The 17371-nt window shown below is 72.2% G+C and carries 9 protein-coding genes; 5 read left to right on the top strand and 4 right to left on the bottom strand.

The features are described from left to right. The first annotated feature begins 93 nt into the window (after positions 1 to 93). From K7787_RS30130 to K7787_RS30110, 5 genes are all read left to right on the top strand, one after another. On the top strand, positions 94 to 1116 hold the full coding sequence (locus K7787_RS30130) for a hypothetical protein (RefSeq protein WP_223003575.1): 1023 nt from the start codon (positions 94 to 96) through the stop codon (positions 1114 to 1116). Continuing rightward, a complete protein-coding gene (locus K7787_RS30125; RefSeq protein WP_223003574.1) occupies positions 1113 to 3266 on the top strand; it encodes a hypothetical protein in 2154 nt (717 codons plus the stop codon). The genes K7787_RS30130 and K7787_RS30125 overlap by 4 nt, the downstream gene beginning before the upstream one ends. A gap of 29 nt (positions 3267 to 3295) precedes the next feature. Then, complete coding sequence (locus K7787_RS30120; RefSeq protein WP_223003573.1) at positions 3296 to 4786, top strand: hypothetical protein; 1491 nt, start codon at positions 3296 to 3298, stop codon at positions 4784 to 4786. Next, complete coding sequence (locus K7787_RS30115; RefSeq protein WP_223003572.1) at positions 4783 to 5328, top strand: Pycsar system effector family protein; 546 nt, start codon at positions 4783 to 4785, stop codon at positions 5326 to 5328. Before K7787_RS30120 ends, K7787_RS30115 begins: the two co-directional genes overlap by 4 nt. A gap of 935 nt (positions 5329 to 6263) precedes the next feature. Continuing rightward, positions 6264 to 7331 (top strand): M48 family metalloprotease, encoded by a 1068-nt coding sequence (locus tag K7787_RS30110; protein WP_308036500.1) that lies wholly within the window; start codon positions 6264 to 6266, stop codon positions 7329 to 7331. 168 nt (positions 7332 to 7499) lie between these two features. Here K7787_RS30110 and K7787_RS30105 read toward each other — a convergent pair whose 3' ends face one another. The 4 genes from K7787_RS30105 to rplJ all read right to left on the bottom strand — a co-directional run bounded on the left by K7787_RS30105 (position 7500) and on the right by rplJ (position 16659). Further along, positions 7500 to 11399, bottom strand: a complete 3900-nt coding sequence (locus K7787_RS30105) for a DNA-directed RNA polymerase subunit beta' (protein WP_009190106.1) — start codon at positions 11397 to 11399, stop codon at positions 7500 to 7502. 102 nt (positions 11400 to 11501) lie between these two features. Further along, on the bottom strand, positions 11502 to 14987 hold the full coding sequence (gene rpoB, locus K7787_RS30100) for a DNA-directed RNA polymerase subunit beta (protein ID WP_019980899.1): 3486 nt from the start codon (positions 14985 to 14987) through the stop codon (positions 11502 to 11504). Positions 14988 to 15622: 635 nt separating this feature from the next. Further along, the gene (gene rplL, locus K7787_RS30095) at positions 15623 to 16012 is read right to left on the bottom strand and encodes a 50S ribosomal protein L7/L12 (protein WP_019980900.1); all 390 of its coding nucleotides are present in this window, start codon (positions 16010 to 16012) and stop codon (positions 15623 to 15625) included. Positions 16013 to 16128: 116 nt separating this feature from the next. Further along, positions 16129 to 16659 (bottom strand): 50S ribosomal protein L10, encoded by a 531-nt coding sequence (rplJ, locus tag K7787_RS30090; protein WP_009190103.1) that lies wholly within the window; start codon positions 16657 to 16659, stop codon positions 16129 to 16131. Positions 16660 to 17371 lie beyond the last annotated feature (712 nt).

The raw sequence follows: 17371 nt of genomic DNA, 5'->3' as shown, positions 1-17371 counted from the left end.
CGCCGGGCGGACCATCCTGCTGCCGCGGGCGGCGCCCCGGTCCCCCGGCCGACGCCCCGCGCGGTACCGAGGACCAGCCATCGAAAGGCGACCATGACCGACCCCTTGAGCCGGACGATCCTCCTGCTCGACATCGAGAAGTACAGCGACCGGGACGACGTCGCCCAGGCGATGCTGCGGCGCAAGCTCTACGACATCGCCGACCGCACGCTGGAGGCCGCCGGCATCGCGGAGACCCTGCGGTCACGGGCGGACCGGGGCGACTCGGTGATGGAGCTGATCGACGCGGGCGCCTCCGTACGGTCGCTGCTGCGGGCGCTGCTGACCGAGGTGCCGGCGCAGCTGCACGCGTACAACCGGATGGCGTCCAGCACCGCGCAGATCCGGCTGCGGGGCGTGGTGGCCGGCGGCTACGTGGCCGTCGACGAGCACGGCGGCTGGGTCGGCTCCGATCTGAACCACGCCTGCCGGCTGCTCGACGCCCAGCTGCTGCGCGAGGCGCTGCGGTCCCGCCCGGACGGCTTCGCGCTGTGCGTGTCGGAGGGCGTGCACGCCGGGATCGTGCGCCACGACCACCCCGGCGTGCCCGCCGCCGACTTCCGTCCGGTGACGCTGGACAGCAAGAACGGCCCGCTGCGCGCCTGGCTGCACGGCCCGGTGCCCGACGGCGACGACCACTGTGGAACGGGGGCGGGGGAGACCCCGGTGCCGGGTGCCTCGGGGGACGGCCCGGCACCGGGGTCACGCCCCCGGACGGAGACGGCGGCCGGGACCACGGCGACGACGGCTGATGGGACGGCGGCGGGCGGGACGACGGCGACGGCGGACGGGTCGGCGGCGGACGGCCGTGCGGACGCGGACGCCGCCGGGCCCGTGCGCCAGGGGACCACGGCGTCCGCGCAGACCGCGCAGGCCGCACAGCCCGCACAGCCCGCGCAGACCGTCCCCGGAGGCGCCGCCCCGGGAGGACACGCCCCCGCGGGGCCCGTCTTCCACTTCACCGGCGGAGCGCCCCGCTTCGGCGGCAGCCTGGTCGCCGGCGACCAGCACGGCGTGTCCGGCGGGCAGGTCACCGGCGACGTACGGCTCGGCGGTTCGGCGGGGGAGGACGCGTGACGGGGCCCGAGGCGGCGCAACCGCCCCACGACGCTCCCCCGGCCGCCGGCCCCGGACCCGGGCAGCGGCCCGCGCCCGGCGCCCCCGGACCGGAGGAGGAGCGCACCGAGGAACTCCCCCAGGAGGCGCGGGCCGCGCAGCGGGAACTGTTCGCGCACACCCCGGGCTTCATCCTCGGGGACAGCGCGGCCTTCGGCGGCAGCCTGGTCGGCGGCGCCCAGCACGGCGTGTCCGGCGGCCGGGTCGACGGCGACGTCTACCTGGGCGGCCGGACCGAGCACCACTACCACGGTCCGGCCGACGCCGCCGCGCACGCCACCGGCGAGATACCCCGGGCCTTTCTGGAGACGCTGGCCGCGGTCTTCGCCGACGGCCCCGCCTTCGCTGACGCCCTGCGCCGGCTGCGCGAGGAGCGGATCCTCGTCCTGTCCGGCGCGCACGCCACCGGCCGCTACGCCGCCGCGCTGATGCTGCTGCACCGCCTCGGCGTGCCCGCCGTGCACGCCCTGGACCCGGAGACCACCCCCGGAGCGCTGGCCGGCCGGCTCACCCGGCCCGGCGGGCACGTGCTGCGGGACCTGCCCCTGAGCCGCAACCGCCCGCTGCGCGACACCCACCTGTACGCGGCCCGCGAGCAGTTGGAGAAGTGCGACGGCCACCTCGTCGTCACCGTCGAGAACTCCCCGCACCTGCCCGGCGTCACCGCCTGCGCCTGGACGCCGCCGGGCGCCGAGGACGTCGTACGGGCCCATCTCGCACGGCGCCGGCCGGGCGGCGGTGACCCGGAGCGGCTGCTCGCCCTCCCGCCGGTGGCCGAGTTCCTGGCGGCCGGCCGGCACCCGGCCGAGGCCGCCGCGTTCGCCGAGGCGCTCGCCGCGTACGACGGGAGCGAACAGGCCCTGGCCCGGCTCACCGACTTCGGGCAGGCCGCGGTGGAGAAGCAGTGCCGCGACTGGCTCGGCGACCCGGCCACCGGCCTGCGCGACAAGGCCTTCCTCATCTCGCTCGCCGTCTTCGACCAGGCCCCCTACGTCCTGGCCGCCGAACTCGCCGATCTGCTCTACGTCCACTTCCAGGAACTCCAGCACCCCGAACAACCGCCCGAGATCCCGGTGTTCGGACCGGCGGCGGCCGACCGGCTGGCGTTCGCCCGCGCCGTGGGGGAAGTGCGCGGCGAGGCGACCGAATGGGGGACGGTCACCCAGTTCACGGCCGGTTTCCTGGAGGAGCGCACCCCGCGCGTGCTGCTCACCGAGGTCTGGACCCGGCACCCCTCCGCCCGGCCCGCGCTCGTGGAGTGGATCAGGGGCCTCGCCCGCGACGGACGGCCCCTGGTGCGCACCCGCGCGGCCGCCGCCACCGCGCTGCTCGCCGCGGCCGACCTGCCCTCGACGATGGCCCACCTCGTCGATCCCTGGGCCACCTCGCGCGCCTACGGGCCGCGGGTCACCGCCGCCAACACCCTCACCCTCGCCCAGCTCCTCGGCGCGCCCGTGGTGCTGCGGCTGCTCACCCAGTGGTGCTCCGACGGGCACGGCGGCCGGCGCTGGACGGCCATCCGCGCCTTCGGACTGCTCGCCCCGCTCCGCCCGGACCTGGCCGCGCCCGCGCTCGCCGCGCTCGCCGGGCGGGCCCGCGCGGACGCCGGCGACCGGGCCGAGCGGGAGAACCTCACCGAGTCCGCCGCCCTGCTGCTGTCCGGCGGCCCCGGCCGGCGGCGCGGCGAGGTGCTCTCCGAGTTCGTCCGGCTGCTGTACCAGGACACCGCGGCCGTCCGCGACCTGGCCCTCGGCGCGTTCGTCCGCGCCTGCGACAACGCCGAGGACGGCGCGCTCGTCGGCTGGTACGCCGAGAGCGGCATGTACGAGGCGGACGCGGCCGGCGACCTCGCCACCCTGTGGCGCACCGCCCTCAACGACCGCGCCCACACCCGCCCGGCCCTGGACGCCCTGCACACCTGGGTGTACGTCGCCGGCCGCCGCGCGGACGCCGCCCGCGCCCTGGAGCTGCTGCTGCCCGCCCTCGTGGTCACCGCCGACGACCGCAAGCGGCTCGACCACGAACTGCGCACGCTGCGCGCCGAGGACGGCCGGCGCCCGCCGCTGGCCGACCATCTGCTCACGGTGCTGCACCCGGCGCCCACGCACTGAACACACGTATTCGCACAAGGAGTTGACCCATGGCGGACTTCCGCCGACGGCCGGAGTGGCAGCAGGACGCCGACCGGCACAGCACCCTGATCGACCCGGTGCTGACCGTGCGCCCGATCTCCCGCTTCGACTACGTCGCCCGCAGACAGGTCGGCGCGATCGACCACGCGCTGGTCTTCGTCACCGCGGGCGGCGCCTACGACGTCTTCATGCCGCCGCACCGGCCCAGCCGCGCGGAGGCGGCGACCCGGCGCTACACCTCGGTGTACGAGGTGGACATGGGCAGCCATCCCGTCCAGCTGGAGCTGCGGCTGCCGAGCGACGACGACGCGTTCTCCTTCGGCGCCGTCGCCGACCTGACCTGGCGGGTGGCCGATCCGGTCGCCTTCGTGGCCTGCGGCGAACGCGACGTGCCCACCCGGCTCGACCGGGAGCTGCAGCAACTGGCCCGCCCGATCACCCGGCGCTTCTCCATCGAGGACAGCCCCGACGCCGAACAGGCCGTGCTGGAGGCGGTCCGGGCCGAGGGCCGGTTCGCCGCGGGCACCGGCCTCGACGTGACGTGCGTGGTGCGGCTGCGCCTGGACGACGAGGCGATCGCGCACCGGCGGCGCAAGCGGGCCCTGCGCTACGAGAGCGAGATGCTCGATCCCGAGCACGAGTTCCGGCTCCGCCAGGCCCAGCAGGAGCACGAACTGGAGTGGCTGCGCCAGCAGCAGTCGCAGCAGCTGATCGCCCAGAAGATCGCCTTCTACCAGTACCACCTGCAGCACGGCGGCGTCGCCGCCTGGGCACTGCACCTCGCCCAGCACCCCATGGACACCCAGATGGTGATCGGCGCCCTGCAGAAGAACCAGCTCGGCGCCATCCGCGAGCAGTTGCAGCTGATCGCCGGGGACACGCTGGAGGACTTCCAGAAGGCGGAGTCGGCGCGGTCGGTGCTGCGCTCCGTCGACGACCTCATCCAGCAGCAGGACCGGGCGGCGCAGCCACCGCCCCCGGCGCTCCCGGCCGGCGCGGCGCCCCAGACACCGCCGTACGGCCCTCCCGGCACGCCCGCCGCCCCGGAGCCCCCCTCGGGGCCGCCGGGCCCGCTGCCGCCGACACAGCCCCACGCGGCGCCCTTCCCGGGCGGAGGCGCGCCCCCCTACGCCGGGAATCCGCCCCTCCCCCCGCAGCCGCCGTACGCCGGAGCACCGCCGGTCCCGCCGCAGCCGCCGTACGCCCCGGTGCCGCCCCCGGTGCCGCAGTCGCCGTACGCGGGGTCCGGGCCGGCGCCCCAACAGCCGCCGTACGTCCCGCCGGCCGCGCCCGCGCCCCCGCCGTACGGTCCGGCCGCGCCGGGGTACGCCGGGGCGTACGGGCAGGCCGCCCTGGTGCCGCCCCCGGTGCCGCCCGTGGCCGCCGGTCCGGCGCCGGTCGTACCGCCGCCGCCCGGACAGGCGCCCGCCGCTGCCGACGGCCCCGCGGCGCGCCCGGCCCGGCCCGAGTCCGACGGGACCGGGACGGACCCCGCGTGAACGCCCCGGACCCCACGACGGCCGCGCGGCCGGCGACGGCGCCCGGCGGCGGACCCGGCGGCCGGGCCGCCGAACGGCTGCTGGGCGAACTGCGCGGCGAGATCGCCCGTGCCGACGCCAAGGCGTCCGTGCTGGTGGCGGCCCTCGGCGTGACGGCGGGCGTGTTCACCGGGCTGCTGTCCGGGCGGAACTGGTCGCCGGGCGAGCTGTCCGCCCCCGGCGCCGTCGTCTGGTGGGCCGGCACCGCCGCCCTCGCCCTGTCCCTGGGCGCGCTGCTGCTCGCCGTGCTGCCCCGCTACGACACCGGGTCCTGGGCGGCCGGACGCCCGCTGTGCTACTTCGGCGACATCCAGCAGGCGGTGCGCGCGGGCCGCCTGGCCGAGGCGCTCGCCGACACCGACCGCGATCCCACCGCCGGGCTGCTGGCCGCCCTGACCGCCACCAGCCGGATCGCCGCGAGCAAGCACCGGTGGATCCGCAGCGGCCTGATCGCCTACTGCGCGGGGGCCTTCCTGCTGCCCGCCGCCCCGCTCATCGGCTGAGCCGGCCCGACGTCACCGCACCACCGAAGGAGCCCCGCCCCATGCCCCAGTCCCCGGACCCGGCCGTGCCGCCGGCCGCCCCCCGCCCGGCCGAGCCACCGCACCCCGGCCCCGCCGCGCCCGCCCCGGCCCCGCAGTACCCGGGCGCCGCGCCCCCGTACCCGGACGACACCGCACCGCCCTCCCCCGGCGCCGCCCCGCGCTACCCGGGCGCCGCTGCCGCACCCGAGTACCCGGCCACCCCGTTACCGCCGACGCCCCCGACCCCGCCGGCGGCTCCGCCCTACCCGGCCCAGCCCGCACCACCGCCGTACCCCGCCGAACCCACGGGCGCGCCGGCCCACCCGGGCACCGGCGCAACAGCCCACGCGACGCCCCCGGCCCCATCGGCGGCTCCGCCCTACCCGGACCAGCCCGCACCACCGCCCTACCCCGCCGAACCCACGGGCGCGCCGGCCTACCCGGGCACCGGCGCAACGACCCACCCGGAGCCCCCGACCCCGCCGCCGTACCCGGCCGAACCCACCGGCGCGCCGGCCTACCCCGGCCCCGACGCTACGGCCCACCCGACGCCCCCGGCTCCGCCGCCGTACCCGGACCAGCCCGCCCCTCCGCCCTACCCCGCCGAACCCACGGGCGCGCCGGCCCGCCCGGGCACCGGCGCGGCCGACCACCCGGTGTCCCCACCGCCCTCGGCCCCACCCCCGTACCCGGCCGAACCCGCACCGCCGCCCTACCCGCCCCAGCCCGCCGTCACGACGGCCTACCCCGGCCCCGGGACGACGGCCCACCCGGCGTCCCCGGCCCCGCCCCCGTACCCGGCCCAGCCCGCACCGCCCCCGTACCCGGTCCAGCCCGCTGGCGCGCCGGCCTACCCGGGCGCTGGCTCAGCGGCCCACCCCGCGCCGGCAGCCCCGCCGTACCCGCAGGGGGCCGTGCCGCCGTTCCTCCCGGGCGGCGTCGCCGCGCCGCCGCCCCACCCCGGTGTGCCGTCGCAGACCGTTCCCCCCACGCCGGGCGCGCCCGGCGCGCCGCCCGAGCCGGCTCCGGACGACCTCGACTACCGGCACCGCGGCGCGCGGGTGCTGGTCGCCGAGCACCAGCGGGGCGCCGACGCCACCGCCATCGGGCGGCTGGCGGTGCAGATACCGGGGTTCCTGGTCAGCCTCGCCGTGGTGAGTTCGTTCGCCCTCGGCATCTGCGGGCACGTCGTCGGCACCGTCGTCGTGCTGGCCTGGCTGGCCAGCGGCGCCCTCGTCTTCCACCGGCCCACCGAGCTGGCGTTCGCCCGGCACGTGCTCAAGCTGCGCGTGCCCACGGCCGACGAGCGGGCGCGGCTGGAGCCGGTCTGGCGGGAGGTGACGGCGCGCGCGGGCATCGAGGCGCACACCTACGAGCTGATGGTGGAGAACAGCGACGGCCTGAACGCGGTCGCGGTGGCCGGGCACGTCGTCGGCGTCACGACGTACGCGCTGAACCGGATCCCGAGCGGCAACCTGGCCGCGGTGCTCGCCCACGAGCTGGGCCACCACACCGCCGGTCACGCCTGGGCGGGCCTGCTCGGCTACTGGTACTCGCTGCCCGGCCGGATCGCCTGGGCGGTGACGCGGGGGCTGGCCCGTGTCGCGATCGCCGTCGCCGGCGTGTTCTCCCTGGCCGCCGCCGGGATCGTGTACCTCGTCCTCGGCTTCACGGTGATCGCCGGCTTCGTCGTCGCCTGGTACATCACGATCCCGCTGGTGGCCGCGCCCTATCTGCTCGCCTACGTCGGCCGGCGCGGTGAGCTGCGCGCCGACCAGCAGGCCGCCGAGCTGGGGTTCGCCCACCGGCTGGCCGAGGTGATCCACCACTCCCGGCTGGAGGAGGAGAGCGCGAAGGCCGCCGCCCTCGCACGGGGGCAGAAGCTGAAGCAGCCGGGCCCTCTGGCCCGGCTGCTGTCCTCGCACCCCGATCACGACGCCCGGCTCGCCGCCCTGGAGCCGTATCTGCGGCTGCGCCGCTGATCACCGGCGTCGTCGGCCGACCGTGCCCCTCGGCCGACGACGCCACCGGCCGACGGCGTCAACGGCCGGCGGCGTCAACGGCCGGCGGCAGCCCGCCGAGCACACCGAACACGCCGAAGGGCGGCCACCCCGCAGGGTGACCGCCCTTCAGTTCAAGCGATCGCTCGCTTACTGGTTGTACGGACCGTAGTCGTAGTCCTCCAGCGGGACGGCCTGGCCGGAGCCCGTGCCGAACGGCGAGTAGTCGATGTCGTCGTAGCCGACGGCCGAGTACATCGCGGCCTTGGCCTCCTCGGTCGGCTCCACCCGGATGTTGCGGTAGCGGGACAGACCCGTACCGGCCGGGATGAGCTTACCGATGATGACGTTCTCCTTGAGGCCGATGAGGCTGTCGGACTTGGCGTTGATCGCCGCGTCCGTCAGGACTCGGGTCGTCTCCTGGAAGGAGGCGGCCGACAGCCAGGATTCCGTCGCCAGCGAGGCCTTGGTGATACCCATCAGCTGCGGACGACCGGAGGCCGGGTGACCGCCCTCCTGGACCACACGACGGTTCTCCTGCTCGAACTTCGAGCGCTCGACCAGCTCGCCGGGCAGCAGCTCGGCGTCGCCGGACTCGATGATCGTCACGCGGCGCAGCATCTGCCGGATGATGATCTCGATGTGCTTGTCGTGGATCGACACACCCTGCGAGTTGTACACCCGCTGGACCTCGCCGACCAGGTGGACCTGGACGGCGCGCTGGCCGAGGATGCGCAGCACGTCGTGCGGGTTGGTGGCGCCCACGGTGAGCTTCTGGCCCACCTCGACGTGGTCGCCCTCGCCGACCAGCAGACGGGCGCGCTTCGAGATCGGGTACGCCGTCTCGTCGCTGCCGTCGTCCGGCGTGATGACGATCTTCTTGGTCTTCTCGGTCTCCTCGATCCGGACGCGGCCGGCCGCCTCGGAGATCGGGGCGACACCCTTCGGGGTACGGGCCTCGAAGAGCTCGACGACACGCGGCAGACCCTGGGTGATGTCGTCACCGGCCACACCACCGGTGTGGAAGGTACGCATCGTCAGCTGGGTGCCGGGCTCACCGATGGACTGGGCGGCGATGATGCCGACCGCCTCGCCGATGTCGACCAGCTTGCCGGTGGCCAGCGAACGGCCGTAGCACATGGCGCAGGTGCCCACGGCGGACTCGCAGGTCAGGACCGAGCGGGTCTTGACCTCCTCGACGCCGCGGCCGACCAGCTCCTCGATGAGCACGTCACCGAGGTCGGTGCCGGCCGGGGCCAGCACCTGGCCGTCGACGACGATGTCCTCGGCGAGGCAGCGCGCGTACACGGACGTCTCGACGTCGTCCGCCTTGCGCAGCACGCCGTCCGCGCCCCGCTCCGCGATCTTGAGCTTGAGGCCGCGGTCGGTGCCGCAGTCCTCCTCGCGGATGATGACGTCCTGGGAGACGTCGACCAGACGACGGGTGAGGTAACCCGAGTCGGCGGTACGCAGAGCGGTGTCCGCCAGACCCTTACGGGCGCCGTGGGTGGAGATGAAGTACTCCAGCACGGACAGGCCCTCACGGAACGACGCCTTGATCGGACGCGGGATCGTCTCGTTCTTCGCGTTCGACACCAGACCACGCATACCGGCGATCTGACGCATCTGCATCATGTTGCCTCGTGCACCCGAGTTCACCATCATGAAGATCGGGTTGGTCTTCGGGAAGTTGTCGTTCATCGCCTCGGCGACCTCGTTGGTCGCCTTGGTCCAGATCGCGATGAGCTCCTGCGTGCGCTCGTCCTTGGTGATCAGACCGCGCTCGTACTGCTTCTGGACCTTCTCGTCCTGCGCCTCGTAGCCCTTGACGATCTCCTTCTTCGCCTCGGGAACGACGACGTCGGAGATGGCGACGGTGACGCCGGAGCGGGTGGCCCAGTAGAAGCCGGCCGCCTTCAGGTTGTCGAGCGTCGCCGCCACGATGACCTTCGGGTAGCGCTCGGCGAGGTCGTTGACGATCTCGGAGAGCTGCTTCTTGCCGACCTCGTAGTCGACGAACGGGTAGTCCTCGGGCAGCAGCTCGTTGAAGAGCGCGCGGCCCAGCGTCGTCTGGAGGCGGAAGGTGTCACCCTGCTGCCACTCCGGCTCGCCCTCTTCGCGGGCCGGCGGGGTCCAGCCGCGCGGCGGGATGGTGCCCACCGGGAAGCGGATGTCGACCTTCGACTGCAGGGACAGCTCGCCGGCGTCGAACGCCATGATCGCCTCGGCGACCGAAGCGAACGACCGGCCCTCGCCCTTGACGTCCCGCATCTCGCCGTCGGTGGTGAGGAAGAACAGACCGAGGACCATGTCCTGGGTCGGCATCGTCACCGGACGGCCGTCGGCGGGCTTGAGGATGTTGTTCGAGGACAGCATCAGGATGCGGGCCTCGGCCTGCGCCTCCGCGGACAGCGGCAGGTGCACGGCCATCTGGTCGCCGTCGAAGTCCGCGTTGAACGCGGTGCACACGAGCGGGTGGATCTGGATGGCCTTGCCCTCGACCAGCTGCGGCTCGAAGGCCTGGATGCCGAGGCGGTGCAGCGTGGGCGCACGGTTCAGCAGAACCGGGTGCTCCGCGATGACCTCTTCCAGCACGTCGTACACGACCGTGCGGCCGCGCTCGACCATGCGCTTGGCGCTCTTGATGTTCTGCGCGTGGTTGAGGTCCACCAGGCGCTTCATCACGAACGGCTTGAACAGCTCAAGGGCCATCGCCTTGGGCAGACCGCACTGGTGCAGCTTGAGCTGCGGGCCGACGACGATGACGGAACGCGCCGAGTAGTCGACTCGCTTGCCGAGCAGGTTCTGACGGAAGCGGCCCTGCTTGCCCTTGAGCATGTCGGACAGCGACTTCAGCGGACGGTTGCCGGGGCCCGTGACCGGGCGGCCGCGGCGGCCGTTGTCGAAGAGCGCGTCGACGGCCTCCTGGAGCATGCGCTTCTCGTTGTTCACAATGATCTCGGGCGCGCCGAGGTCGAGAAGCCGCTTCAGGCGGTTGTTGCGGTTGATGACACGGCGGTACAGGTCGTTCAGGTCGGAGGTCGCGAAGCGGCCACCGTCCAGCTGCACCATCGGACGCAGGTCCGGCGGGATGACCGGGACGCAGTCCAGGACCATGCCCTTGGGGCTGTTGGAGGTCTGCAGGAACGCGGAGACGACCTTCAGCCGCTTGAGGGCACGGGTCTTCTTCTGGCCCTTGCCGGTGCGGATGATCTCGCGGAGCTTCTCCGCCTCCTCCTCCAGGTCGAAGGACTCCAGGCGCTTCTGCAGCGCCGCGGCGCCCATCGAACCGTCGAAGTACGTGCCGAAGCGGTCACGCAGCTCGCGGTAGAGCAGCTCGTCGCCCTCCAGGTCCTGGACCTTGAGGTTCTTGAACCGGGTCCAGACCTCGTCGAGGCGGTCGATCTCGCGCTGCGCGCGGTCGCGCAGCTGCTTCATCTCGCGCTCGGCGCCCTCGCGCACCTTGCGGCGCACATCGGCCTTGGCGCCCTCGGCCTCCAGCTCGGCCAGGTCGGTCTCGAGCTTCTTGGCGCGGGCCTCCAGGTCGGCGTCGCGGCGCTGCTCGATCTGCTGGCGCTCGACGGAGACGTGGGCCTCCAGCGAGGGCAGGTCGCGGGTGCGGCGCTCCTCGTCGACGTACGTGATCATGTACGCCGCGAAGTAGATGACCTTCTCCAGGTCCTTCGGGGCGAGGTCCAGCAGGTAGCCCAGCCGGCTCGGGACGCCCTTGAAGTACCAGATGTGGGTGACGGGGGCGGCCAGCTCGATGTGGCCCATCCGCTCACGGCGCACCTTGGCGCGCGTGACCTCGACGCCACAGCGCTCGCAGATGATGCCCTTGAAGCGCACGCGCTTGTACTTGCCGCAGTAGCACTCCCAGTCCCGGGTGGGGCCGAAGATCTTCTCGCAGAAGAGCCCGTCCTTTTCCGGCTTGAGGGTGCGGTAGTTGATGGTCTCGGGCTTCTTGACCTCGCCGTGGCTCCACTGACGGATGTCGTCAGCGGTGGCCAGGCCGATCCGGAGCTCGTCGAAGAAGTTGACGTCGAGCACTATGCGTCAATCCCTCTCAGGGTCGTAAGTCTGTGGTCTGAAACGGGGGCCTGGGGGTCGGCGGGGGCCTCACTCATCGGCGAGGCCCCTGCCGGACTCCCGTCAGACCTCTTCGACGCTGCTCGGCTCGCGCCGGGACAGGTCGATGCCGAGCTCCTCCGCGGCGCGGAAGACATCCTCGTCGGTGTCGCGCATCTCGATGGACATACCGTCGCTGGACAGCACCTCCACGTTCAGGCAGAGGGACTGCATCTCCTTGATGAGCACCTTGAAGGACTCGGGGATGCCGGGCTCGGGGATGTTCTCGCCCTTGACGATGGCCTCGTAGACCTTCACGCGGCCGGTGACGTCGTCGGACTTGATGGTCAGCAGCTCCTGGAGGGCGTAGGCGGCGCCGTACGCCTCGAGTGCCCACACCTCCATCTCGCCGAACCGCTGGCCGCCGAACTGCGCCTTACCGCCCAGCGGCTGCTGGGTGATCATCGAGTACGGACCGGTCGAACGGGCGTGCAGCTTGTCGTCGACCAGGTGGTGCAGCTTCAGGATGTACATGTAGCCGACCGAGATCGGGTCCGGGAACGGCTCACCGCTGCGGCCGTCGAACAGCCGCGCCTTGCCGGTCGGGAGCACCATGCGCTCGCCGTCCCGGTTCGGGATGGTGTGCTGCAGCAGACCCGCCAGCTCGTCCTCGCGCGCACCGTCGAAGACCGGGGTGGCGACGTTGGTGCCGGGGGCGACCTGGTCGGCGCCGATGGCCTGCAGACGCTGCGCCCACTCCTCCGCGAGGCCGGAGACGTCCCAGCCGCGGCTGGCGAGCCAGCCGAGGTGGATCTCCAGGACCTGTCCCGGGTTCATTCGGGACGGGACGCCGAGCGGGTTCAGGATGATGTCGACCGGGGTGCCGTCCTCCAGGAACGGCATGTCCTCGATCGGCAGGATCTTGGAGATGACGCCCTTGTTGCCGTGGCGGCCGGCGAGCTTGTCACCGTCGGTGATCTTGCGCTTCTGCGCGACGTAGACGCGCACCAGCTGGTTCACGCCCGGCGGCAGCTCGTCGCCCTCCTCGCGGTCGAAGAGGCGGACGCCGATGACCTTGCCGATCTCGCCGTGCGGGACCTTCAGCGAGGTGTCACGGACCTCACGGGCCTTCTCGCCGAAGATGGCGCGCAGCAGGCGCTCCTCCGGGGTCAGCTCGGTCTCGCCCTTGGGCGTGACCTTGCCGACCAGGATGTCGCCGGCGACGACGTCGGCGCCGATGCGGATGATGCCGCGCTCGTCGAGGTCGGCGAGGACCTCCTCGGAGACGTTCGGGATGTCCCGGGTGATCTCCTCGGGGCCGAGCTTGGTGTCACGGGCGTCGACCTCGTGCTCCTCGATGTGGATCGAGGAGAGGACGTCGTCCTGCACGAGGCGCTGCGACAGGATGATCGCGTCCTCGTAGTTGTGACCCTCCCACGGCATGAACGCCACGAGCAGGTTCTTGCCGAGGGCCATCTCGCCGTTCTCGGTGGCGGGACCGTCGGCGAGCACCTGGCCCGCGACGACGTGGTCGCCCTCGTTGACGATGACCTTCTGGTTGACCGAGGTGCCCTGGTTGGAGCGGGCGAACTTGGCCAGCCGGTAGGTGATGTAGGTGCCGTCGTCGTTGGCGGTGGTGATGTAGTCCGCGGAGACCTCCTGGACCACACCGGCCTTCTCGGCCTTGACGACGTCGCCGGCGTCGACGGCGGAGCGGTACTCCATGCCGGTGCCGACGAGCGGGGCCTCGCTCTTGATGAGCGGAACGGCCTGGCGCATCATGTTCGCGCCCATGAGGGCGCGGTTGGCGTCGTCGTGCTCGAGGAAGGGGATCATGGCGGTCGCGACCGACACCATCTGGCGCGGCGAGACGTCCATGTAGTCGACGTCCTCGGGGCTGACGTAGTCGACCTCGCCGCCGCGGCGGCGGACCAGGACGCGGGCCTCGGCGAAGCGCATGTCGTCGCCGAGCGTGGCGTTGGCCTGCGCGATGACGAAGCGGTCCTCCTCGTCGGCGGTCAGGTAGTCGACGTCGTCGGTGACCTGGCCGTCGACGACCTTGCGGTACGGGGTCTCGACGAAGCCGAACGCGTTGACCCGGCCGTAGGAGGCGAGCGAGCCGATCAGACCGATGTTCGGGCCTTCGGGCGTCTCGATCGGGCACATGCGGCCGTAGTGCGAGGGGTGCACGTCACGGACCTCGAAGCCGGCCCGCTCGCGGGAGAGACCACCCGGGCCAAGGGCCGACAGGCGGCGCTTGTGGGTGAGACCCGACAGCGGGTTGTTCTGGTCCATGAACTGCGACAGCTGGCTGGTGCCGAAGAACTCCTTGATGGAGGCGACGACCGGCCGGATGTTGATCAGGGTCTGCGGCGTGATCGCCTCGACGTCCTGGGTGGTCATCCGCTCGCGGACGACGCGCTCCATACGGGCCAGGCCGGTGCGGACCTGGTTCTGGATGAGCTCGCCCACGCTGCGCAGACGGCGGTTGCCGAAGTGGTCGATGTCGTCGGTCTCGACGACGATCGTGCCGCCGTTGTCACCGGCGGTCTCGGTCTCGCCCGCGTGCAGCTTCACCAGGTACTTGATCGTCGAGATGATGTCCTCGACGGTCAGGATGCCGGCGTCCAGCGGCGCGTCCGCGCCCAGCTTCTTGTTGACCTTGTAGCGGCCGACCTTGGCGAGGTCGTAGCGCTTCGGGTTGAAGTAGAGGTTGTCGAGCAGCGTCTGCGCGGCCTCACGCGTGGGGGGCTCGCCCGGGCGCAGCTTGCGGTAGATGTCGAGCAGCGCGTCGTCCTGGCCCTGGGTGTGGTCCTTCTCCAGGGTGGCGCGCATCGACTCGTACTCGCCGAACTCCTCGAGGATCTGCTCGTTGGTCCAGCCGAGCGCCTTCAGAAGAACGGTGACGGACTGCTTGCGCTTGCGGTCGATGCGGACACCGACCATGTCGCGCTTGTCGATCTCCATCTCCAGCCAGGCGCCCCGGGAGGGGATGATCTTGGCGGAGAAGATGTCCTTGTCGGACGTCTTGTCGATGGAGGAGTCGAAGTAGACACCCGGCGAACGGACCAGCTGCGACACCACGACACGCTCGGTGCCGTTGATGACGAAGGTGCCCTTGTTGGTCATGAGCGGGAAGTCGCCCATGAAGACCGTCTGGGACTTGATCTCGCCGGTCTCGTTGTTGGTGAACTCGGCCGTGACGAAGAGCGGGGCCGCGTACGTGAAGTCGCGCTCCTTGCACTCGTCGATGCTGTTCTTCGGCGGCTCGAAGCGGTGGTCGCGGAACGTCAGCGACATCGACCCGGAGAAGTCCTCGATCGGGGAGATCTCCTCGAAGATCTCCTCCAGACCGGACTTGGTGGGGACGTCCTGACCGGACTCCAGAGCCGCCTCGACGCGAGCCTTCCACGCGTCGTTGCCGAGCAGCCAGTCGAAGCTCTCGGTTTGCAGCGCGAGAAGGTTCGGAACCTCGAGGGGCTCCTTGATCTTTGCAAAGGAAATGCGCAGCGGGGCGGTGCTGGCGCCGTTGTTCGTATTCGCGGTCGAGGCGTTGCGCGAGGCGGCCAAGAGGGGGTCCTTCCGAGGGCTCGGACTCACTACGCGCGTACCGGCCCCTCTCCCGGGCCATCGGGACAGACGGTGCCCGACGTGGCCGAGGGGCCAGGTCAGGTGCGGTCCGGTCGTCGATGTTCGAGCGAGGGCATGCCCCTGGTGACGGGCAGGGGACAGCTAACAGGCAGCGCAAAGGGTCAGTGTAGCCACTTGGCCCACTGATGTCCAGTGCCGGTTTCCCGAGACCCTCGTCGTCGTCACCGCCTATGGCCTGCTTGCCCTCAACGCAGGTTGATACTGCCCTCTTCGCCGTCGATCCATGCCTCGGATTCGGATCCTCGTGACGACGCGTCCTGAGAATTGCGCGCTGCGTGCGGTTCGTCAAGGCCTCCCATGCCCGAACCGGTTGCCGCGATCGTCACGTGCGGCCTGCCGCCGGGCGCCTCCAGAGGCACAGCGAAGATCACCTTACCCCTCCCGGTGTCGGGTGCAAGGCCGCCACAGCCACCCCCCGGGAAGGCCGAAGAGCGACCACCCGGATGGATGATCGCTCTTCGGTGCGTTCGCGTTACAGCCCTTCTGGGACCGTCCTACGGGACGGGCCGCGGGCCGCTGACGGCGCGCGTGAGTCCGTGCGGACCCGTGAGGTCTTACTTGACCTCGACGGAGGCGCCGGCGCCCTCGAGGGACTCCTTGGCCTTGTCCGCGGCCTCCTTGTTGACCTTCTCCAGGACGGGCTTCGGCGCACCGTCGACCAGGTCCTTGGCCTCCTTCAGGCCGAGGGAGGTCAGCTCGCGCACGACCTTGATGACCTGGATCTTCTTGTCGCCGGCACCGGTGAGGATGACGTCGAACTCGTCCTTCTCCTCGGCGGCCTCGGCGGCGGCGCCACCAGCGGCACCACCGGCGACGACGACCGGGGCGGCCGCGGCGGCGGTGACGTCGAACTTCTCCTCGAAGGCCTTCACGAACTCGGAGAGCTCGATGAGGGTCATCTCCTCGAACTGGGCGAGGAGGTCTTCCTGGGTGAGCTTCGCCATGATGGGCGATCCTTCCACTGATTCGGCAGGTGCCGGATGTACTGGGTGTGGCGGGCGTACGTCGGCCCGCTGCGACCCTCGCCGCCTAGGCGGCCCGGGTCAGAAAGCGAGCCGAGTTACTCGGCACCGCCCTGCTCGTCGCGCTTGGCGCGAAGCGCGTCCACGGTGCGGACGAGCTTCGAGGGGAGCGCCTGGAAGAGCGAAGCAGCCTGGGACTGCTTGCCCTTGAAGGCACCCGCCAGCTTGGAGAGCAGAACCTCGCGGGACTCGAGGTCCGCAAGCTTCTTGATCTCGTCGGCGGACAGCGCCTTGCCGTCAAGGACACCGCCCTTGATGACGAGATTCGGGTTGTCCTTGGCGAAGTCACGGAGACCCTTCGCCGACTCCACCGGGTCACCGGTGACGAAGGCGACAGCCGTCGGACCAGCGAAGAGCTGGTCGTCGAGCGTGATCCCGGCCTCGTTGGCCGCAATCTTGGTCAGCGTGTTCTTCACCACGGCGTACTGGGCGTTCTCACCGAGCGACCGGCGCAGCGTCTTGAGCTGCGCCACGGTGAGACCGCGGTACTCGGTCAGCACGGCGGCGTTGGAGCTGCGGAACTTGTCCGTCAGCTCGGCAACCGCGGCAGCCTTGTCGGGCCTCGCCATAGAGCCTCGGCCTCCTTCCGGGTGATTCGGACCGCGCGGACCCGAAGGAGGACTGGGAAAACGAAACGCCCCGGCGCAGGGCACGGGGCGGACTCGACCGGTCGGACGCACGGCACGAGCGTGCGCACTCCGGGAGTTCTTCCACAGTCACCTGCGCGGGTCGTCCGCATGTACAGCGGATCCTTCGGCCACCGCGCCCTCGAACGAGTGCACGGCAACGACCAGCGGTCTTTGGCTTCCTGAGGAGAGTACGTGAACGGCACACCCCCAGGCAAATCCGCACGCTGCGGCCCACCACTTGGGTGACACGCGTGCCGGTGCGTGCTGGTGCGTGCCGGTGCGTCCCACACGCCCCGCACCCGCCGGATGGCCCCGGCAGGGCTGAGCCGTGCGGTGCGGTGCGGTGCGGTGCGGCGCGGCGCGGTGCGGCGCGATGTGGTGCGGTGCGGTGCGGTGCGGCGCGGTGCGGCGCGGTGCGGCGCGATGTGGTGCGGTGCGGCGCGATGTGGTGCGGTGCGGCGCCCCGCCGCCGACGCGCGGGACGATGCCCGACGCGGGCAGCCGATGGCCGGCGGCGCCCGGCCCGGAGCGGCGCGCGCTGCGGCGCCCGGCGCGGGGCGGGGACGCCCGGCGTGCCCATGGCCGGCGGCCCCCGGCGCGAGCGGCGTGCGCCGCGGCGCCTGGTGCGGGGCCGACAAGTTCATCGGCTCGG

The sequence above is a fragment of the Streptomyces sennicomposti genome (assembly GCF_019890635.1).
Taxonomy (GTDB): domain Bacteria; phylum Actinomycetota; class Actinomycetes; order Streptomycetales; family Streptomycetaceae; genus Streptomyces; species Streptomyces sennicomposti.
The sequence above is the reverse complement of the archived record's forward strand: the minus strand, read 5'-3'. Positions and strand labels throughout refer to the sequence as shown.